Annotated in this window: 16 protein-coding genes and 3 pseudogenes; 11 read left to right on the top strand and 8 right to left on the bottom strand. The window is 64.0% G+C overall.

Features of this window, described 5'->3' with window-relative positions; all coding sequences use genetic code 11:
- The first annotated feature begins 72 nt into the window (after positions 1–72).
- The 6 genes from pqqA to ABMD26_RS13485 all read left to right on the top strand — a co-directional run bounded on the left by pqqA (position 73) and on the right by ABMD26_RS13485 (position 5216).
- Positions 73–144 carry a pyrroloquinoline quinone precursor peptide PqqA gene (gene pqqA, locus ABMD26_RS13510; RefSeq protein WP_008365141.1) on the top strand — a complete coding sequence of 24 codons (72 nt, stop codon included), beginning with the start codon at positions 73–75 and terminating at the stop codon, positions 142–144.
- Positions 145–223: 79 nt separating this feature from the next.
- On the top strand, positions 224–1135 hold the full coding sequence (gene pqqB, locus ABMD26_RS13505; RefSeq protein ID WP_056845285.1) for a pyrroloquinoline quinone biosynthesis protein PqqB: 912 nt from the start codon (positions 224–226) through the stop codon (positions 1133–1135).
- A 129-nt stretch (positions 1136–1264) separates the two neighbouring features.
- The gene (gene pqqC, locus ABMD26_RS13500) at positions 1265–2017 is read left to right on the top strand and encodes a pyrroloquinoline-quinone synthase PqqC (protein WP_134723543.1); all 753 of its coding nucleotides are present in this window, start codon (positions 1265–1267) and stop codon (positions 2015–2017) included.
- Complete coding sequence (gene pqqD / locus ABMD26_RS13495) at positions 2014–2307, top strand: pyrroloquinoline quinone biosynthesis peptide chaperone PqqD (RefSeq protein WP_049862451.1); 294 nt, start codon at positions 2014–2016, stop codon at positions 2305–2307. The genes pqqC and pqqD overlap by 4 nt, the downstream gene beginning before the upstream one ends.
- The gene (pqqE, locus tag ABMD26_RS13490) at positions 2261–3421 is read left to right on the top strand and encodes a pyrroloquinoline quinone biosynthesis protein PqqE (RefSeq protein WP_056845284.1); all 1161 of its coding nucleotides are present in this window, start codon (positions 2261–2263) and stop codon (positions 3419–3421) included. Before pqqD ends, pqqE begins: the two co-directional genes overlap by 47 nt.
- On the top strand, positions 3387–5216 hold the full coding sequence (locus ABMD26_RS13485) for a S9 family peptidase (RefSeq protein ID WP_354310042.1): 1830 nt from the start codon (positions 3387–3389) through the stop codon (positions 5214–5216). The genes pqqE and ABMD26_RS13485 overlap by 35 nt, the downstream gene beginning before the upstream one ends.
- Before the next feature lie 50 nt (positions 5217–5266).
- On the opposite strand, the gene ABMD26_RS13480 is transcribed toward ABMD26_RS13485, so the two are convergent.
- The gene (locus ABMD26_RS13480; protein ID WP_082223739.1) at positions 5267–5428 is read right to left on the bottom strand and encodes a YqaE/Pmp3 family membrane protein; all 162 of its coding nucleotides are present in this window, start codon (positions 5426–5428) and stop codon (positions 5267–5269) included.
- A gap of 63 nt (positions 5429–5491) precedes the next feature.
- The gene (gene waaA / locus ABMD26_RS13475) at positions 5492–6763 is read right to left on the bottom strand and encodes a lipid IV(A) 3-deoxy-D-manno-octulosonic acid transferase (RefSeq protein ID WP_354310040.1); all 1272 of its coding nucleotides are present in this window, start codon (positions 6761–6763) and stop codon (positions 5492–5494) included.
- Between the two features lie 145 nt (positions 6764–6908).
- On the opposite strand from waaA, the gene ABMD26_RS13470 reads away from it, so the two are divergent.
- From ABMD26_RS13470 to ABMD26_RS13455, 4 genes and pseudogenes are all read left to right on the top strand, one after another.
- Positions 6909–7241, top strand: coding sequence for a DMT family transporter (locus ABMD26_RS13470; protein WP_122743280.1), 333 nt, complete (start codon positions 6909–6911; stop codon positions 7239–7241).
- Between the two features lie 42 nt (positions 7242–7283).
- Positions 7284–8459, top strand: coding sequence for an NAD(P)/FAD-dependent oxidoreductase (locus tag ABMD26_RS13465; RefSeq protein ID WP_049862456.1), 1176 nt, complete (start codon positions 7284–7286; stop codon positions 8457–8459).
- Positions 8456–9268 (top strand): aldo/keto reductase, encoded by an 813-nt coding sequence (locus ABMD26_RS13460; protein ID WP_134723548.1) that lies wholly within the window; start codon positions 8456–8458, stop codon positions 9266–9268. The genes ABMD26_RS13465 and ABMD26_RS13460 overlap by 4 nt, the downstream gene beginning before the upstream one ends.
- 41 nt (positions 9269–9309) lie before the next feature.
- A pseudogene (locus tag ABMD26_RS13455) lies at positions 9310–10276 on the top strand (metal ABC transporter ATPase).
- 178 nt (positions 10277–10454) lie between these two features.
- Here ABMD26_RS13455 and hldE read toward each other — a convergent pair.
- Positions 10455–11876 carry a bifunctional D-glycero-beta-D-manno-heptose-7-phosphate kinase/D-glycero-beta-D-manno-heptose 1-phosphate adenylyltransferase HldE gene (gene hldE, locus ABMD26_RS13450; protein ID WP_354310036.1) on the bottom strand — a complete coding sequence of 474 codons (1422 nt, stop codon included), beginning with the start codon at positions 11874–11876 and terminating at the stop codon, positions 10455–10457.
- Positions 11877–12270: 394 nt separating this feature from the next.
- The gene (gene msbA / locus ABMD26_RS13445; protein ID WP_134723551.1) at positions 12271–14079 is read right to left on the bottom strand and encodes a lipid A export permease/ATP-binding protein MsbA; all 1809 of its coding nucleotides are present in this window, start codon (positions 14077–14079) and stop codon (positions 12271–12273) included.
- 237 nt (positions 14080–14316) lie between these two features.
- Here msbA and ABMD26_RS13440 point away from each other — a divergent pair.
- Positions 14317–14920: pseudogene (locus ABMD26_RS13440) on the top strand (lipopolysaccharide kinase InaA family protein).
- A 397-nt stretch (positions 14921–15317) separates the two neighbouring features.
- Here ABMD26_RS13440 and ABMD26_RS13435 read toward each other — a convergent pair.
- The 4 genes and pseudogenes from ABMD26_RS13435 to ABMD26_RS13420 all read right to left on the bottom strand — a co-directional run bounded on the left by ABMD26_RS13435 (position 15318) and on the right by ABMD26_RS13420 (position 20486).
- On the bottom strand, positions 15318–16721 hold the full coding sequence (locus ABMD26_RS13435) for a PIG-L deacetylase family protein (RefSeq protein WP_354310035.1): 1404 nt from the start codon (positions 16719–16721) through the stop codon (positions 15318–15320).
- The gene (locus ABMD26_RS13430) at positions 16718–17614 is read right to left on the bottom strand and encodes an antimicrobial resistance protein Mig-14 (protein ID WP_354311829.1); all 897 of its coding nucleotides are present in this window, start codon (positions 17612–17614) and stop codon (positions 16718–16720) included. The genes ABMD26_RS13435 and ABMD26_RS13430 overlap by 4 nt, the downstream gene beginning before the upstream one ends.
- Positions 17614–18745: pseudogene (locus tag ABMD26_RS13425) on the bottom strand (glycosyltransferase). The gene ABMD26_RS13430 and the pseudogene ABMD26_RS13425 overlap by 1 nt, the downstream one beginning before the upstream one ends.
- Complete coding sequence (locus tag ABMD26_RS13420) at positions 18729–20486, bottom strand: carbamoyltransferase family protein (RefSeq protein WP_122743287.1); 1758 nt, start codon at positions 20484–20486, stop codon at positions 18729–18731. Before ABMD26_RS13420 ends, ABMD26_RS13425 begins: the two are co-directional and overlap by 17 nt.
- Positions 20487–20636 lie beyond the last annotated feature (150 nt).

Below are 20636 nucleotides of genomic sequence, written 5' to 3'. Positions count from 1 at the left end.
AAGGAGCATTGAACGTCCTACGGTCGGGGCGGACTAATGCTACAAGCCCATCAACCCAGAAGGAGATCTCTTATGTGGACCAAACCTGCTTACACTGATCTGCGCATCGGCTTCGAAGTCACCATGTACTTCGCCAGCCGCTAAGCTTCAGTTGCAACGCAACGCCTCGGCCAGCCAATGACCGGGGCGTTTTCATTTCCAGGCTTGATGCTGCGAGTTCTCCATGCATATCCAGATTCTCGGCTCCGCCGCCGGCGGCGGCTTTCCCCAGTGGAACTGCAACTGCACCAATTGCAGTGGCTTTCGCGATGGCAGTCTGCGTGCCCATGCGCGCACGCAGTCGTCCATTGCCCTGTCCGACGACGGGGTGAACTGGGTGCTGTGCAACGCCTCGCCGGACATCCGTGCGCAACTGCAGAGCTTTGCGCCCATGCAGCCGGGCCGTGCCCTGCGTGACACCGGGATACAAGCCATCGTCCTGCTCGACAGCCAGATCGATCACACCACCGGCCTGCTCAGCCTGCGCGAAGGTTGCCCGCATCAGGTCTGGTGTACCGACATGGTGCATCAGGACCTGAGCACCGGCTTTCCGCTGTTCAACATGCTCAGCCACTGGAATGGCGGACTGGACTGGCAACGCATCGAACTGACAGGCAGCTTCGTGATTCCGGCCTGCCCGAACCTGCGTTTCACCCCCCTGCCGTTGCGCAGCGCCGCGCCGCCCTACTCGCCCCACCGTTTCGACCCGCACCCGGGCGACAACCTGGGTTTGATCGTGGAAGACACCCGTACCGGTGGCACGCTGTTCTATGCACCGGGCCTGGGCCAGGTGGACGATGCCCTGCTCGAACGCATGGCAGGCGCGGACTGTCTATTGGTAGACGGCACCCTCTGGGATGACGACGAAATGCAGCGACGCGGTGTCGGCACCCGCACCGGACGCGAAATGGGCCACCTGGCGCAGAACGGCCCGGGCGGCATGCTCGAAGTGCTCGAAGGCCTGCCGCGCCAGCGCAAGGTGCTGATCCACATCAACAACACCAACCCGATCCTGGACGAAGACTCGCCACAGCGGGCCGAACTGGCCAGGCGCGGTGTCGAAGTGGCGTTCGATGGGATGAGCATCGAGTTGTAGTGGCGTGTCAGTAAGGGCCTCTTCGCGGGCAGAGACCCGCTCCCACAGGGTTCAATGCAGCCCTTGTGGGAGCGGGGCTCTGCCCGCGAAGAGGCCGGCACTGACAACACATTCCCCGGGAGAACCACAATGTCCGACACCCCCATGACCCCCGCCGAGTTCGAGCAGGCCTTGCGTGCCAAGGGTGCGTATTACCACATCTACCACCCCTATCATGTGGCCATGTACGAAGGCCGCGCGACCCGTGAGCAGATCCAGGGCTGGGTTGCCAACCGCTTCTACTATCAGGTCAACATCCCCCTCAAGGATGCCGCCATCCTGGCCAACTGCCCGGACCGTGAAATCCGTCGCGAGTGGATCCAGCGCCTGCTCGACCACGACGGCGCCCCCGGCGAAGACGGCGGCATCGAAGCCTGGCTGCGCCTGGGCCAGGCCGTGGGCCTGGATCCCGACCAGTTGCGCTCCCAGGAGTTGGTCCTGCCCGGTGTGCGTTTCGCCGTGGACGCCTACGTCAACTTCGCGCGCCGGGCCAACTGGCAGGAAGCAGCGAGCAGCTCGTTGACCGAACTGTTCGCACCGCAGATCCATCAGTCGCGCCTGGACAGCTGGCCCGCCCACTACCCATGGATCGACCCCACTGGCTACGAATACTTCCGCACCCGCCTGGGCCAGGCCCGGCGTGATGTGGAGCACGGCCTGAGTATCACCCTGCAGCACTACACGACGGTCGAAGGCCAGCAGCGTATGCTGGAAATCCTGCAGTTCAAGCTCGACATCCTGTGGAGCATGCTCGATGCCATGAGCATGGCCTACGAGCTGAACCGCCCGCCCTATCACAGCGTCACCGACCAGCGCGTCTGGCACAAGGGGATCGCCCTATGAGTTTCGACCGTCAAAGCACCCCAAAATGGCGCCAAGGCTACCGCTTCCAGTACGAGCCCGCGCAGAAAGGCCATGTGCTCCTCTATCCCGAGGGCATGATCAAACTCAACGAGAGTGCCAGCGCCATCGGCGGGCTGATCGATGGTCAGCGCAGCGTGGCCACTATCATCGCCCAGCTCGAAGAACAGTTTCCCGGCGTGCCCGAACTGGCCGAGGATATCGAGCAATTCATGGAGGTCGCCCGTGCACAGCACTGGATCGAACTTGCCCAGCCTGCCACCCACGCCTGAAGTCGGCCTGCCGCTTTGGCTGCTGGCGGAGCTGACCTACCGGTGCCCGCTGCAATGCCCGTACTGCTCCAACCCCCTGGACTTCGCAGCCCAGGGCAAGGAGTTAAGTACCGAGCAGTGGTTCAAGGTGATGGCCGAAGCCCGCGAGATGGGCGCGGCCCAGATCGGTTTCTCCGGCGGTGAACCGCTGGTGCGTCAGGATCTTGCACAACTGATCGGCGAAGCCCGGCGCCTGGGGTTCTACACCAACCTGATCACCTCGGGCATCGGCCTGACCGAGCAGAAGATCGCCGACTTCAAGACCGCTGGCCTGGATCACATCCAGATCAGCTTTCAGGCCAGCGACGAACAGGTCAATAACCTCTTGGCCGGCTCGAAGAAAGCTTTCGCGCAGAAGTTGGAAATGGCCCGTGCGGTGAAGGCCCATGGCTATCCGATGGTGCTCAACTTCGTCACCCATCGGCACAACATCGACAAGATCGACCGCATCATCGAGTTGTGCGTGGCCCTGGAGGCCGACTTCGTCGAGCTCGCCACCTGCCAGTTCTACGGCTGGGCCGAGCTGAATCGTGCGGGCCTGCTGCCCACCCGTGAGCAACTGGTACGCGCCGAGCGCATCACCAACGAGTACCGCGCCAAGCTGGAAGCGGCCGGCAGCGCCTGCAAGCTGATCTTCGTCACACCCGACTACTACGAAGAGCGCCCCAAGGGCTGCATGAACGGTTGGGGCAGCATCTTCCTTACCGTGACCCCCGACGGCACCGCGCTGCCCTGTCACGGCGCGCGCCAGCTTCCGGTGGAGTTCCCCAACGTCCGTGATCACAGCCTGCAACACATCTGGTACGACTCCTTTGGCTTCAATCGCTTCCGTGGCTATGCTTGGATGCCCGAGCCCTGCCGCTCGTGCGACGAGAAAGAGAAGGACTTTGGCGGCTGCCGCTGCCAGGCCTTCATGCTGACCGGGGATGCTGCCAACGCCGACCCGGTGTGCAGCAAGTCACCCCACCATGGCGTGATTCTGCGCGCTCGCGAAGAAGCGGAACACGCCACCCAGACGATCGAACAACTGGCCTTCCGCAATGAACGAAACTCTCGCATCATCGCCAAAGCATGACCGCTTCAGTGCATCCCAGGCCGTCGCCGCCGGGACCGATTTCGCCGAACTTCGGGTAGGCCCCGCCGGCGTGTTCTGGAACGAGTTCCGCCCCCAGGATGGCGCGTGCCGTGTGTGGACCGAGCGCGACGGCGTGGCAACGTGCCTGACACCCGACGGTTACAGCGTGCGCAGCCGCGTCTACGAATACGGTGGTGGCTCGTTCTGCCTGGCGAATGACGAACTGGTGTTCGTCAACGAGGCCGACCAGCAGCTGTACCGTCAGCCGGTGACCGGTGGCCTGCCGCAGCCTTTGAGCTTCGGCCAGATGCGCTACGGGGGGCTGGAATATGCCGCAGGCCAGGTATTGGCGGTGGAGGAAGACGGCGACACGCATCGTCTGGTGGCCATCGACCTGGCCAGCGAGCGCCATCGCGTGCTGGCCGAAGGCGCCGATTTCTACGCATCACCGGCGCTGAGCCCGGACGGCACCCGCCTGGCCTGGATCGAATGGGATCGGCCCCATCAACCCTGGACGCAAACGCGCCTGATGTGCAGCGAACTGGCGGCAGTCCCGGAGTGCGTGGCCAGTGGTTTCAGCCTGCAGCAGCCGCGCTTCGACGAACAGGGGCGGCTGTACTGCCTGTCCGACGCGCACGGCTTCTGGCAACCCTGGGCCGAGGTCGGCGACGACTGGGCGCCATTGCCCGCCGCCAAGGCCGATCACGCCGCGGCCCCTTGGCAACTGGGTGCCTGCACCTGGTTGCCAACGAGCGACCAAGGCTACCTGAGCAGCTGGTTCGAAGCAGGTTTCGGCCGTCTGGGCCTGTGCGATGGGCAAGGCCAATGCGTGGACTACACCGGCGAATACACCCGCTTTCGCGCGCTGGCCATGGACGCCGATCACCTCTACGCCATCGCCGGCTCGCCGGTGCAGCCATCGGCGGTAATTGCCATCGACCGCCACGACCACAGCGTACGCACCCTGGCGGGCGGCTACTCGCCATTGCCGGCCGAGCAGGTCAGCCTGCCGCACCCGCTCAGCTACCCCAGCGGCGGCAAGCAGGCACACGGCTTCTTCTACGCGGCACAGAGCGACGAGCGACATCCGCCTCTGGTGGTGTTCATCCACGGCGGGCCGACGTCGGCGTGCTATCCGGTCTTCGATCCGCGCATTCAATACTGGACTCAACGCGGCTTTGCCGTCGCCGACCTCAACTATCGCGGCAGCAGCAACCATGGCCGCGCCTATCGCCACGCCCTGCATCTGCGCTGGGGCGAAACCGACGTGCAGGATGCCTGCGCTGTGGTCGAGTACCTGGCCGCTCAAGGCCGCATCGACCCGCACCGTGCGTTCGTGCGTGGCGGCAGCGCGGGTGGCTATACGGTGTTGTGCGCGCTGGCGTTCGCCAAGGTGTTCCGCGCCGGCGCCAGCCAGTACGGGGTCAGCGATCCGGCTGCCCTGGGGCGCGTCACCCACAAGTTCGAGAACGATTACCTGGACTGGCTGATCGGCGACCCGGACATCGACCACCAGCGCTACGCCGACCGCACGCCGTTGCTGCATGCGGACCGAATCACCGCGCCGGTGATCTTCTTTCAGGGAGAGCTGGACGTAGTGGTCGTGCCGCAGCAGACCCGCGACATGGTGGCTGCGTTGGAGGCCAACGGCATACCGGTCGAGGCGCATTATTACGCCGAAGAGCGGCATGGCTTTCGCAATGCCGCGAACCTCGCGCATGCGTTGGAGCATGAGTGGCGGTTCTATCTGCAGGTGATGCAGGAGGACGACCGCGGACTGGTCGACCTGCTCTGAACGGGTGCCGGTGCGCTCGTCGAAGGACGAACGCACCGGCAACAACGTCGTTACTTTCTGCTGGCGATGATGTACACCGCGTGGATGATGCCGGGGATGTAGCCCAGCAACGTGAGCAGGATGTTCAGCCAGAAAGCGCCACCGAAGCCCACTTGCATGAACACGCCGACAGGCGGCAGGAGGATGGCGAAAATGATGCGAATGATGTCCATGGTGCAGCTCCTTGAGGTCGATGCATAACAGACCTCGGGCCGCCCCCGGCGTTCCGCGTGGCGCTAAAGCTTGGCGTCGAGGGCATCGAGCAGACGCTTCAACGCGCCTTGGTTGGCGCGCATCACGGCCAGCCCGGCCTCTCCGCTGCGCACCGCATCACGCGGCAGTTCTATCCACTGTCGCACTGCCGTTGCCAGACCCTGGGCGTCGTCGACCTCGACCAATGCACCGGCCTCGCGCAGCATCGCGCCGATCTCGAGAAAGTTGAACATGTGCGGCCCGCTCAGCACCGGCTTGGCCAGCGCGGCAGGCTCCAATGGGTTGTGCCCGCCGTTGGCCACCAGGCTGCCGCCGACGAACGCGATGTCCGCCAGGGCATAGAGAAACAGCAACTCGCCCATGGTATCGCCCAGCAACACTTGGGTTGCCGCCGTGACCGGCTGATCGAGCGAGCGCTGCACCGTGGTGAAACCCTGGGCCTTGCACAACCCATGCATCGAAGCGAAACGCTCCTGGTGCCGCGGGACCAGAATCAGCAAGGCATCGGCGTGGCTGGCGAGCAACTGACGATGGGCGGCCAGAATCACCTCATCTTCACCCTCGTGAGTGCTGGCAGCGATCCAGACCGGACGTTCGCTGGCCTGCCACTGTTCGCGCAACCGAGCGGCGCGAATGGGCACGGTAGGGTCGACGTTGAGATCGAACTTGATCGAGCCGGTCACCTGCACACACTCGGGGCGCGCACCCAATGCCAGAAAACGCTCTGCCTCGACTTGCGTCTGCACCGCCAGCAGGCTCATTTCCGCCAGCATTGGCGCGGTCAACCGAGAGAAACGTGCATAGCCCCTGGCCGAACGCTCGGAGAGCCGGCCATTGGCCAATGCGACCGGAATGCCGCGCCGGGCGCACTGATGAATGTGGTTGGGCCACAGTTCGGTTTCGATGATCACGGCCAGGCGCGGACGTACGTGGTCGAGAAAGCGGCCGGATGCCCAGGGCAAATCGTACGGCAGGTAGCAATGCTGGATGCGCGGCTCGCCAGCGAACAGTGCCTGGATGCGCTCCGACCCGGTCGGGGTCATGCAGGTCACGGTGATGGGCAGCTCGGGATGGCGCAGCAGCAACTGGCGGATCATGGGTGCGGCGGCAATGCTTTCGCCCACCGACACGGCATGCACCCAGATACCCCCCGGCTGCATCGGCGGCAGCCGGTAGGCGAAACGCTCGCCCAGGCGTTGCCCGTAGGCCGGCGCCTTGCGCGCCCGCAGCCACAGACGCACGGCCAGCAACGGCAGCCCCAGGTGAAACAGCAAGGTGTAGAGAGTTCTGTTCATGGCGGCGAAGTGTACTCAGGTCATGATCCTTGACCAAGTGCCCGCCGCAACCCTGCGAACCGATTGCCCGGCGGTCACTCGAAATGGACGAACCCGCGCCGGCCGTGCATCGCCTAGAATGCCTGCATCGAACAGGAGCCCCACCATGAACGCCTATGCTTTTCTTGCCATCGCCATCTGCGCCGAAGTGATCGCCACTGTCTCCATGAAGGCGGTCAAAGGGTTCAGCACACCGCTGCCGCTGTTTCTGGTGGTGGCCGGCTATGGCATCGCGTTCTGGATGCTGACCCTGGTTGTGCGCACGGTGCCGGTGGGTATCGCCTACGCCATCTGGGCGGGCATGGGCATCGTCATGGTCAGCATCGCCGCCCTGTTCATCTACGGGCAAAAGCTCGACCTGCCGGCCATGCTCGGCATGGCGCTGATCGTGCTGGGCGTGGTGGTGATCCAGCTGTTCTCGAAAACCACCGGGCACTGAGGCTGTATACTCCCCCGCCTGTCCTAGCCTGTGAGGTCTGCAATGCCGTCTGAACTGTCCACTGATATCGTCATCGTCGGCGCCGGTGTCGCCGGGCTCTGGCTCAACGCGCGGCTGCGCGCCCTGGGCTATTCGACGGTGCTGGTGGAGAACGCGCGCCTGGGCGGCGGGCAGACCTTCAAGGCCCAGGGGATCATTCACGGCGGTGCCAAATACGCCCTGCACGGCGCGCTGACCGGCGCCTCCGAAGCCATCGCCGACATGCCGCGGCGCTGGCGCGAAGCGCTGGCTGGCCAGGGCGAACTGGACCTTTCGGGCGTGCGCCTGCTGTCCGAGGCGCATTATCTGTGGTCGCCGGGCACCTTGGCGGGCAACCTCACCAGCTTCTTCGCCAGCAAGGCCGTGCGCGGCCGGGTCGATCAGGTCAAGGGCGAGCAACTGCCGCCTGCGCTGCAGGACCGCGCATTCAAGGGCAAGGTCTATCGCTTGGCCGAGCTGGTGGTGGATGTGCCTAGCCTGGTCGCTCGGCTCGCCGAGCTGGCCGGCGATGGGCTGCTGGCAGGCGAGCGGATCGAGCCACTGTATGACCAGAACCGGCTGGCCGGACTGATCGTCGACGGCCGGGTGATTCGCGCCCAGCGCGTGGTGCTCAGCGCCGGCGAAGGCATCCAGGCCCTGCTGGCGGAGCTGGGCGTCGAACAACCCACGATGCAGCGGCGGCCACTGCACATGGTGCTGGCCAAGGGCGCCAACCTGAAACCCTTGTACGCCCATTGCCTGGGCGGCGGGCCGAAGCCGCGCATCACCGTCACCACCCATCCGGGGGCCGACGGCCAATGGGTCTGGTACCTGGGTGGCGAGATCGCCGAAGCCGACGGTGTGGCTCGCGATCCGGCGCAGCAGATCGCCGCTGCCCAGAAGGAAATCGGCCAGTTGCTGCCGTGGGTCGATCAAAGCCAACTGCGCTGGGCCACCTTGCGGGTCAATCGTGCCGAGCCCGCTCAATCCGGGCTGGTGCGCCCGGACAATGCGTTTCTGGCCGATCAACCCGGCTTGCTGGTGGGTTGGCCGACCAAGCTGGCCCTGGCGCCGGATTTCGCCGACCGCGTCATCGCTGCCCTGCAGCGCGATGGCATTGCACCGCACAGCCATGCTCCCCTGCCAGAGCTGCCCAAGCCGGCCCTGGCCACACCTGTCTGGGATGAACTGCTGCCATGAGCCTGCCCACCCTGCACGACCTGCACCGCCCGCTGGGCGACACCGGCCTGCGGGTTTCACCCTTGGGCCTGGGTACGGTGAAGCTGGGCCGCGACCAAGGGGTGAAATACCCCAACGGCTTCACCATTCCCGACGACAGCGCCGCGCGCATGCTGCTGGGCCAGGCACGCCAGCTGGGCATCAACCTGATCGACACCGCGCCGGCCTATGGCATCAGCGAAGAACGCCTTGGGCCGCTGCTGCGGGGTCAGCGGCAGGACTGGGTGATCGTCAGCAAAGTCGGTGAAGAATTCGAATCGGGCCATTCACGCTTCGACTTCAGCGCCGAGCACACGCGTTTCTCGGTGGAGCGCAGTTTGAAACGCTTGGAAACAGACTTCATCGATCTGCTGCTGGTGCATTCGGACGGCAACGATCTGGATATTCTCCAGGGCTGTGAGGTGTACGAAACGTTGGCGGCGCTGAAGGCCGAAGGCAAGATTCGCGGCTTCGGCTTTTCCGGCAAAACCGTGCAGGGTGGGCTCAAAGCCTTGGAAACCGGAGACTGCGCCATGGTCACCTACAACCTGAACGAGCAATCCGAGCGCCCGGTGCTCGACTACGCGGCCGCCCATGGCAAGGCCATTCTGGTGAAAAAGGCGTTGGCCAGCGGTCATGCCTGCCTGGCGCCGGGCGTGGATCCGGTGCGCGCCAGCTTCGAGCTGCTGTTTGCTCACCCAGGCGTTGCCAGTGCTATTGTCGGAACGATAAATCCGCTGCACCTGTCCCACAACGTAGCGACAGCCGCTGCCGTGCTACTCAGGAATTGACGCCGCCGACGCGGCCGACCCCGACGCAAGAAGGAGCCGTAATGCCGCGTACCCTGACCCGAAAGAATCCAGGCAATTTCAAGACCCTGCCCCTTACCGTCGATGCCACGCCCGAAGCCCTGAGCTATGAAGCCGTGGGCATGCCGTTGAATTTCGCCCAGACCCTGGAGCGGCGCAAACCGGTCGAGGTGAGTGACAGCGAACGCTTTCGCGTGGAACTGGCCAACCTCGGCGTGTCGGTCCGGCTGACCCTCAACTGGCGTGGCCGCGACTACTGGGTGCTGGTGCGCCAGCGCCGCGAAGACCGCGGCGACGTGGTGCTCAAGCTGATCTCTGGCTATGTGCCTGCCCATGAAGTGAACCTGCCGCTGCACACGGCCATTCAGGAAATTGCCGAGGAATGCCTGCTGGAGACGTCGGAAGGTTGGCTGGGTGGGGCGCTTCAACGACACCTGGCTGCCGACGCCGTATGACCAGGTCTTGCGCTATCAGGAGAAGCTGCCCTTTCGCTTGAGCACCCGCTCTGGTGCGGCGCGGCCGGTGAAGTGTGGCAGCCTGAACCTGATCGAGCGGCCCCGAGCCTACGTGCACGTACCGACGGCTTCGTTGCAGTTGGTGTACGACCTGCGTCTGGAAGTACCGACCCAGGCCAAGGGGCTGAGTTTGTTCCACGTCGAGGAACGGCTGGAAAAAGGGGAATTGATCACCCGTTTGAGTCGCAGCAAGCCTGACCTGTACCTGATTCCTTTGAAGGACGGGCAGCCGGTCGCCGAGTTGTACACGTTGAAGAAGGACAAGCTGCACGCCGCCAGTACACGGGGCGTCTACTTGGCCGAGAGCTTCGCCGCACAGGATGGCTGGCTGGTCCGCGACGAACGCGTGCGCTGGCGCAACTGGGTAGCGGAAAAAGGCCTCGCCATCCCGAAGAAGCCCCGCACCAGCCTGGAGAAATTCAAGGTCAAGGCGCGAGTATTGGTGCGCAAGGTGCGCAGCGGTTTGCACAAGTAACCCCATTGTCCCGACCGGCTACCATCGTGCGGTGTGCCTGGGAAACTGCGGTGTGGGCGGACGCGGCTTGCGCCGCTGCTACAGGGGTGGGCGGTGGACGCGGTCTCTGTAGCAGCGGCGCGAGCCGCGTCGGCGGTGGACGCGGGGCATTTGCGGGAACGCGGTAAAACCCGACGCTCTAACGGCTGCGGATTTTGTCGACGATGGCGGTGGTCGAACTGTTTTCCACCAGCCCCAAGACCTTCACCGTGCCGCCATAAGCGCTGACGATGTCGGCGCCTACCACCTGATCCATCGAATAATCACCGCCCTTGACCAATACATCCGGACGCACATGGGTCAGCAGCTTCTCCGGTGTACCTTCGGCAAAACTGATCACCCAGTCCACCGCCCCCAGCCCCGCCAACACCGCCATGCGCCGGTCGACGCTGTTGATCGGGCGCCCCGGCCCTTTCAAGCGGCTTACCGAAGCATCGTCGTTGACTGCCACGATCAGACGATCACCTTGGGCACGAGCCTGCTCCAGGTACGTCACATGACCGGCGTGGAGAATATCGAAACACCCATTGGTGAACACGATGCGCTCGTTGTGTGCCCGCGCATCGTCGATCGCCAGCAGCAACTGCTCCAGGCTCAACACGCCACGTTCCGAACCTTCCTCGCGCTGGATCGCCCGGCGCAGTTCAGGCGCGCTGATTGCCGCCGTACCCAGCTTGCCGACCACGATACCCGCCGCCAGGTTGGCCAGCGCCACGGCGTGGGGCAGTTCTTCACCTGCTGCGATGGCCGCCGCCAGCGTGGAAATCACCGTATCGCCGGCGCCGGTCACATCGAACACTTCACGGGCCCGTGCAGGCAGGTGCAGGGCCGGATGTTCGGGTCGCAACAAAGTCATGCCGTGCTCGCCACGGGTCACCAGTAAGGCGCCCAGGTCGAGGTCGCGCATCAGTGTGGCGCCCTTGGCCACCAGGTCTGCTTCATCGGCACAGCCGCCGACGATGGTTTCGAACTCACTGAGGTTGGGCGTGATCAGGCTGGCACCGCGATAGATCGAGAAGTCCTTGCCCTTGGGGTCGGCCAGCACCGGGATATCGCGTGCACGCGCCGCCTGGATCAACGCCTGGTGGTTCTTCAAAGCGCCTTTGCCGTAGTCCGACAGCACCAGCACCTTGACGCCTTCAAGCAGTGCGTCGACCTCACCGGCCAGTGCAACCGGGTCGGTGGCGAACGCTTCCTCGAAGTCGATGCGCAACAGTTGTTGATGGCGGCTCATGACCCGCAGCTTGACGATGGTCGGCTGGTGGGCAATGCGCTGGAACACCGCGGTGACGCCGGCAGCCTTGAGGCTGTCGCTCAGGCTGTCGGCGGCTTCGTCGGTCCCGGTCACGCCGACCAGGGAAGCCGGTGCGCCCAAGGCTGCGATGTTCAACGCGACGTTGGCAGCACCACCGGGACGGTCTTCGATCTGCTCGACCTTGACTACCGGCACCGGTGCTTCCGGGGAAATGCGCGAAGTACCGCCATGCCAGTAACGGTCGAGCATGACATCGCCGACCACCAGTACAGGGGCCGATTCGAATCGCGGCATGGATAACTTCATGGGCAACCCACATACAAAATGAACAGGGCGGCGATATTAACACGCAAGCACCCGATAGGCCCGCCCCTGCCCTTACTGTGGGAGCGGGGCAGGCGGCCGAGCCCTCTGCCCGCGAAGAAGGCGACGCGGTAGGGCAGGCAGGTCGCGGTGAGGCCTTCGCGGGCAGAGACCCGCTCCCACAGTTCCGCTCCCACAGACCAAATGCCACAGACCAGATGCCGTGGCCCGCCCCCCCCTGTGGGAGCGGGCTCTGCCCGCGAAGAGGACGACGCGGTATGGCAGGCAGGTCGCGGTGAGGCCTTCGCGGGCAGAGACCCGCTCCCACAGTCCTGCTCCCACAGACCAGATGCCACAGACCAGATGCCGTGGCCCGCCCCGCAGAACAAACAGGGGGTCAGGTGATGTCGGTTTTTACCGGCTCGTCCAGGCCCATGGCGTGCAGTCTGGCGTAATAGCCGTTCTGCGCGAGCAACTGGGCGTGGGTGCCACGCTCGACGATGCGGCCCTGGTCCATCACCAGAATCTGGTCGGCCTTCTCGATGGTCGACAAGCGGTGCGCGATCACCAGGGTGGTTCGCCCCTTCATGACGTGGTCCAACGCTGCCTGGATATGCCGCTCCGACTCGGTGTCCAGCGCCGAGGTCGCTTCGTCGAGAATCAGCACGGGTGCATTCTTGAGCAGCGCTCGAGCGATCGCCAGGCGCTGGCGTTGGCCACCGGACAACAGCACGCCGTTCTCGCCGACCTGCGTATCGAACCCTTCGGGCAGGCGGTCGACGAACTCCTTGGCATAGGCATCGGCCGCGGCCGCCACCACGTCCTCGCGCGGCGCGTCGGCCAGATCACCGTAGGCGATGTTGTTGGCGATGCTGTCGTTGAACAGCGTCACGCTCTGGGTCACCAAGGCAATGTGCCGACGCAGATTGCGCAACTGATAATCGGCGATCTCCACACCATCGAGCAGCACTTCACCTTCGTTGTGATGATAGAAGCGTGGGATCAGCCCGGCCAAGGTCGACTTGCCACTGCCCGATCGCCCCACCAAAGCGATCATCTGCCCCGGTTTGGCAGTGAAATTGATGTCATTGAGCACCTGCCGATCAGTGCCGGGATAGGTGAAGTTGAGGTTGCGTACTTCCAGCAGGCCACTCACGCGCTCGCGTTCCACCGTGCCGGTGTCCAGCTCGGGGGCAACGTCCAATTGCTCGAAGATGCTTTCTGCACCGGCAACGCCCTTCTGCACCGTGGAACTGACTTCGGACAGCTGGCGTATCGGCTTGGGCAGCAAGCCGGCTGCGGTGATATAGGCCACCAGATCACCGGCAGTGGCGTCGCCACGCATGTACAGCACCAGAAACATCAGCACGGCCATCGCGGTGTAGATCACCAGCTGCAGCATCGGCGTGTAGATCGCGCCGGTCTTGGTCATGCGCAGTTGCTTGTCGGTGTTGCCTTGGCTGGCCTTGGCGAAACGGGTCTGTTCGTAGCCTTCGCCGCCGAAGCTGCGGACCACCCGGTAGCCCTGGATGGTCTCGGACGCCACGTGGGTCACGTCGCCCATGGCGACCTGAATCTTCTTGCTCTGCTTGCGAAATTTCTTGCTCGTGCTGCCGACCATGACCGCAATCAGCGGCAGGATGGCAAGCATCACCAGGGTCAGTTGCCAGTTCATCCAGATCAGGTAGATGAACAGGAACACCACCGTCAGGCCTTCGCGGATCACCACCTTGATGGCATCGGTCGCAGCCCCCGTGACCATGGTCACGTTGAAGGTGATGCGCGAGATCAGGTGGCCGGAGTTGTGCGTGTCGAAGTAGCGGTTGGGCAGCACCAGCAGTTTGTTGAACAGCTCCACGCGCAGGTCGTGGACCAGCCCCAGCGATACCTTGGCCAGGAAGTAGTTGCCCAGGTAGGAACCCAGGCCCTGCCAGGCGGCGATCAGCACGATCAGGATCGGCACCGCTTGCAGCAGTTGCAGGTCGCGCAGGTAGGGCACGTTGGGAAACAGCACCGCTTCGGGATTGCTCAGGCCGTCGACGAAGTACTTCAGGATCCCGGCCAGCATGGGCTGGGTCGAGGCGAAGATCACGAAACCTAGGATACTGATCAGGAACATGCCCACGTAGGGGCGAACGTAGCTGAGCAGTCGCAAATAGATTTTCAGGCTTGAATCCTGTTCCGCTGGGCGCGGTGAATCACTCATCGTCTAACTCACTGTTGGCGTAGAACGGGAACTTTATCACAGGGGCGGATCAGGGATCGCGGTGCAGCAGGAACACGGCGCCGCGCCTTTCGCGGGCAGAGCCCACTCCCACAGCACAGTCCCTTGTGGTATCAGGCTCTGCCCGCGAGGGGCGCACTGCGGTGGGCCTGGCGGTAGAACATGCCGCCGCTTTTGGGCATCATGCCAACCGCCCTCTTCAATCAAGGCTTTATCACGATGCAATGCACCCGCCTTCCTCAGGCTGCTTTTGACACGCTGACCACCGGTGCCAAGGTGTTGGAGGCCGACAGCCATGGCGCGAAAGTGTACCTGCTCGCGGACGGGAACATCCTCAAGCTGTTCCGTCGCAAACGCCTGTTTTCCTCGGCGCTGCTGCGTCCTTATTCGGCACGTTTCATCGCCAACGCCCAGCGTCTTCAGCAATTGGGCGTGCCGACCTTGAAGGTGCTGCAGCACTACCGTCTGGACAAGCCCGGCATGACGGCCGTGCTGTACGAGCCCTTGCCCGGCAGGAACCTGCGCCAGTTGATGGACACTGCCGAGTTCACCTGGCAGGAGAGCCTTGAGCCACTGATCGCCCTGATCCGCCAGTTGCACCGCTGCTGGGGTGTATTTCCGCTCGCTGCACCTGGGCAATGTGATCGTCACGCCCGAAGGGGCATTGGGCTTGATCGACATGGCCGACATGAGCTTCACGCGAGGGCCTTTGTCCAGGCGCTTGATCAAGCGCAATCTGGAGCATTTCTCCCGCTACCTGGAACGCGAGCGATTGACCGACTGCTTCCCGTTGGCAGAGCTGAACAAGGCCGTTCTGAGATAACACCAGGCCCGACGCGGTATGGCCGGACGCGGCTTGCACCGCTGCTACAGGGGATCGCGGTGCCCGCCAGAAATCCGCACCCCCCGCATCAGCGGCGCACGCGGTGTACCTGCAAAAACACAACTCCTGTAGCAGCGGCGCAAGCCGCGTCGGCGTCCCACGCGGTGTACCTGCAAAAACACAACCCCTGTAGCAGCGGCGCAAGCCGCGTCGGCGGCCCACGCGGTGTCCCCGCAAGAACACAACCCCTGTAGCAGCGGCGCAAGCCGCGTCGGCGGTACAGGCGGTGTACCTGCAAGAACACAACCCCTGTAGCAGCGGCGCGAGCCGCGTCGGCGGTACAGGCGATGTACCTGCAAGAACGCCGTGCAGCTTTCCTCAACGCCCCAACGCCGCCTTACAAGTCCTTGCGCCAGAACAACTCATGACGGCGCACCGCCTTGCGGAAGAATTCGTTTTCGCCGGTGGCCGGCCAACGTCGACCCGCCAGCAACCACTGCAGCCAGCGTCGCACGCGACGCTTGAACGGGGCTGGCGGTTGCAGGTCGTGCATCATGCCCAGGGCCATGGCCTTGTCCATCTGCACCGTGGCGCTGACCGGCAGGCTGCACGGCACCAGCCGCTCGCGGGCATCGAAGAACGGCGGCAGGGCCACGCCCTCGCCTGCACTGCCCATGGGCCAGCGGTCGTTGTCATGCAAATGGTTGGCATAGCCCAGCAGATGACGTGGCCGGTGTGCCAGCCCTTCCAGCGCCTGCAACACCGCCGCCTGGGCGCAGATGTGGTCGGGGTGCGGATCGATGCTCGCGTGCGGCATCACCAGCACCTCGGGTTGCGCACGCTGCAACAGCTCGCGCAGGTCCGCCACCAGGTTGTTCCAGGTCGGCGCGCCGTCGGCGTCAGCTGGCAAGGCGAAAGGGTTGAGCTGGCGGAACGGGCGGATATCGGTCATGTCCGCCTCACGCGAGCCACACGACTGGTCAGGCGCCGCCTGCATGGCCGGCAATTGCAGGCAGAAATACCCCAGTTGCACGCACTGCTCGGCCGGCACCCCGGCCCAGCGCGGCACGGCCAGGCTGTCCCAGGCCCGTAGCCGTCCCTTCAGGCGCGCCGCCTCGGCCGGCGCCAGCCCCATCGCCTGATAGTGCTCGGCTTCGATCTCCCCTGCCGTCACGGTCACGATCCAACTGCTCGCCGCCCGGCTGTACAAACCATAGGCCGCCAACTCGGCATCGTCGGCATGGGGTGCGATGACCATGACCCGCTGCTCGGCAAAATCCGGATGCTGGAAACGCCACAGCCGCGGCTCCCCGACGATCCGACAGAAACGTCCACGCACCCGCAGGCGGCCCTGATTGAGTTCGTCGGCAAAGCCGCTCAGGTTCAGATAGCGCAAACCGTCGACACCGCGCTCGAACGTCTGCCGGTCGGCCAGCTCGGCACCCAGCAGTTGCACGCACGGATCCAGGAATCGACCCAGCCAGGACGCTTTCACGTCCACCGCCAGAATCAGCGTGTCCACTGCTTCGAGGCGTTCGGTGACCTGCAGCAGGTCGCCGTTCAGGCTGACCCCGGCCAGTTCCGCAGTGCTGTCGAAGCTGTAGGCGTAATCATCGCCGGGGGAATAGAACAAATGATCGGCAAACCACGCCTCATGGGCCACCCAGGCCAGCAACAGCAGGGGCAGCGGCAACCACCAGGCGATCAGTATCCCGGCCAGCAGCATCACCGCCAGCCCAGCCAGCAGCACACGCCGCTTGTTGCGCCGGTGCCGGGCGAGCAACGCCTGTTTGCGGCTCATGCCTGAAACACCGGAACGGGGTTGCACCAGCGGTCCTTGTATTCGCGATCGGCCCGGCCGAACGAGAAGCGCAGCGGCTTGTTCACCGCACGGGCCTGTTCCCAGGCACTCTGGGTATTGAGATAACTGAGCACACTGCCCGGGCTGAACGCACGGGACTGCGGATCCACACCACCATTGATGTACTCCACACTGACCCATTCCGGGGCCTCGACGCGGTACACCAACTGGATGGCGATGGGCGCATCGTCCAGCAGCAGCACCGACCCGATCATCAGCTCGCGCAGCAACTCGATGACCTCGCCCATGCGTTCGGCACCGGTTGCGGCAAAACCCCAGCGCCGCAGGAACAGATCGCAGTAGATCGCCGCCAGCTCGTCGCTGCTGAACTCGGTGACCGGCTTCACCACCCCGCCCGCCTCTTCCAGCAACCGCAGTTCACGGCGCTGGTTGTAGCGAAATTTCTTCGACAGGTCTTCCGGCGTGCGCGCCATGGCCAGGCTTTCGGCCTGCGTCTTCAAGCCGCTGAAACGCCCCTGGTTCAGTTCGGACAGGTAACGGCCATGGTGACGCAGCGGCGCCTGGGCGTCCTTGGCTGCCGGCAGGATCAACTCGGCATTGCCCAGATCGTACAAGCCCTTCTTGCCGTGCTGCTTGAGCACGTCCTTGGACAACGCCAGGTAGCGACCCCAGGTGGGTATTGCCGCAACCAGTTCACCGGCATGCTCCCAGCCCAGATAGCGCACCGGGATGCCGGCCAGCTCGGCCAGGCGCTCGACCACCAGTGGATGAGTGGCCACACTGCCGCCGAACTGTGTCCAGGCTTGGGCGTAGCTGGAGGCATCCAGCGTTTGCCAGCCCCGCTCGCGCACGCTTTGCAATCGATTGAGCATCATGTTTGCGCCGTCAGTGCCGTGACCATCGGTAGTTGCCAGAAGGCCCTGCGCACGGCCCGTTCGCAGAAGCGGGCGTCCAGGCGTTCGGCCATGAGCATTTGGTACTCCGCACGCTGGTAGCGATCCATTGTGGCCATGTGCTCCAGGCCATGGGCCAGACGTTCGGCATCACCTTGCGGGAACAGGATACCGGCACCCTCGACGATCTCCGGCGCACTACCGCAGGCCGCCGCCAGGAGCGGCACATTGGCAACCATGGCTTCGAGCAGGACCATGCCCGAAGGCTCGTTGGTGGAACTCGAGGCGAACACATCGAACGCCTTGAAATGCAGCCGGGCCTGCGGCACCTGGCCAAGCAACCGAACTCGCTCGACGATACCCAGCTCCACGGCCAGGTCCTTGAGGTGCCGCTCCTGCTCCCCGGAGCCGATGATCACCAGCAGCGCTCGCTCAGGCAGTTTTGCCAAGGCCAGGGCAAAACCACGCAGCAAGGTGGCCTGGTCCTTGTCCGGGTGCAGACGGCCCACGTTGCCAACGATCCAGGCATCGGGCGCAAGGCCCAGGGCCTGGCGGGCTTCGGCCGCCGGCAGCAACTGCTCCTGCAGGGTGAAGGTATTCATGCGGGTATACAGCGTGACAATACGCTCCGGTGCCCAGCCGGGCAGGCAGCGGCGAATGTCGTCGCGTACCACGTCGGACACACCCAGCAGCCCTAAGCGCTTGCGGAACAACTGGACAAACAGCCGGCGCGAACGACGCTGATAGGCACCGAACGCATGATGCACGCCGATCACCCGCAGCGAAGTGCCCAACAGAGCAATGTAGATAGGCGCAAACTGGTGCGCGACACAGAAGGCGAATGTTCGCGCAGCGACAATCTTGCGCAACTCGGCAATGGCGTCCCGCTTAAGACCGGCCAAAGCTTCGGCGCTGCAGGCCATGAACAGCACTTCATCGCTTTCGCAGTCGGCGGCCACCCGAGCATCGGCTGCGCCGGTCAAAAACACGGTGGTGACCCGATAGCCACGGCCCACCAACACGCCGGCGTATTGACGGGCGCCTTCGAGAAGCAGCCCGTCATAGCCTTTGGCAAATTTGCAGGACATGACGCTCAGTCGAGCGTGTCATAGGCTTTGGCGCCCTCTTTGACCACCAGAATGTCTTCCATGATCAGGTATTGCAGGTCCGAGCCGTAGAACATGTTCAAGGCATCGGTCGGCGAGCAGATCATCGGTTCGCCACGGCGGTTGAGCGAAGTGTTCAGCGACACACCGTTGCCGGTCAGCTCTTCCAGAGCCTTCATCATGTCGTAGTAGCGCGGGTTGTATTCGCGCTTGAGCACCTGGGCACGGGAGGTGCCGTCTTCATGGACCACTTCCGGCACACGGGTCTTCCATTCTTCGGCCACCTCGAAGGTGAACGTCATGAACGGCGCCGGATGGTCGATCTTGATCATCTGCGGCGCGACGGTGTCGAGCATCGAGGGGCAGAAAGGCCTCCAGCGCTCGCGGAACTTGATCTGATGGTTGATGCGGTCGGCCACGCCCGGCACGCTCGGGCAACCGATGATCGAACGACCACCCAGCGCCCGCGGGCCGAACTCCATACGCCCCTGGAACCAGGCCACCGGGTTACCGTCGACCATGATCTGGGCGATCTGCTTGGGCATGTTGCCGAGCATGCGGCCCTTGGGCTTGTTCGGATGGCGTGCGCAAGCGGCGATCACGTCCTCGTTGGTGTAGGACGGGCCCAGGTACACGTGCTCCATCTTCTCCACGGGCACACCGCGGGCATGGGACACATAGGCCGCCGCACCCACCGCCGTACCGGCGTCGCCGGACGCAGGCTGCACGAACAGCTCTTTCACGTCCGGGCGGGCGATGATCTTCTGGTTCAGCTTGACGTTCAGCGCACAGCCACCGGCGAAGGCCAGCTTGCCGGTCTGCTTGAGCACATCGCCCAGGTAGTGGTCGATCATCTGCAAGGCGAGCTTCTCGAACAGCGCCTGCATGCTCGCCGCGTAGTGGATGTACGGCTCGTCGGCGATGTCGCCTTCGCGTTTCGGGCCCAGCCATTCGATCAGCTTGGGCGAGAAATAGAAGCCCTTGCCCTTCTCTTTATAGCGGCGCAGGCCGATGACGTTGGCGTAGTCGGTGTTGATCACCAGCTCGCCGTTCTCGAACGAGGCCAGGCGCGAGAAATCGTACTTGCTGGCGTCGCCATAGGGCGCCATGCCCATGACCTTGAACTCGCCGTCGAGCATTTCGAAGCCGAGGAATTCGGTGATTGCGCCATACAGGCCGCCCAACGAATCCGGATCGAAGAATTCCTTGATCTTGTGGATCTTGCCGTTCTCGCCGTAGCCGAAAAAGGTGGTGGCGTACTCACCCTTGCCGTCGATGCCCAGGATCGCGGTTTTTTCCTGGAAGCCCGAGCAATGGTACGCGCTGGACGCATGCGCCAAATGGTGCTCGACCGGCTCGATCTTGATCTTCTTCGCATCGAAGCCCAATTGCTCAAGGCAGAAGACGATCTTGTTGCGGTAGCGTTTGTAGCGGCGGTTGCCCATCAACAGCGCATCGAGAGCGCGGTCCGGGGCGTACCAATAGCGCTTGGCGTAATGCCAGCGAGCCTTGCCGAACAGGCTGATGGGGGCGAAGGGAATGGCCACCACGTCAACGTCCGACGGCTTGATGCCGGCCTGTTCCAGGCAGAACTTGGCCGATTCGTAGGGCATGCGGTTCTTTGCATGTTTGTCGCGCACGAAGCGCTCTTCTTCGGCGGCGGCAATCAGCTTGCCGTCGATGTACAGGGCCGCGGAAGGGTCATGGCTAAGGGCGCCGGACAGGCCAAGAATCGTCAATGCCAAGGGTCTAGCCTCTTTGAACGGGTAGATGCGCCCGCGGGCCTTCAAGGCGGCGGGCGGCGAAAGGCGAGGATTATAGCGTAATTGCCCACCGCCCAACACCGGGGCAAGGCTGGCGCACGCCGCGCCTCGGCCTTCGTGCGTTGTGCCTGC

The organism is Pseudomonas sp. PvP001 (assembly GCF_040546375.1).
GTDB classification, from domain to species: domain Bacteria; phylum Pseudomonadota; class Gammaproteobacteria; order Pseudomonadales; family Pseudomonadaceae; genus Aquipseudomonas; species Aquipseudomonas coleopterorum.
The sequence above is the reverse complement of the archived record's forward strand: the minus strand, read 5'-3'. Positions and strand labels throughout refer to the sequence as shown.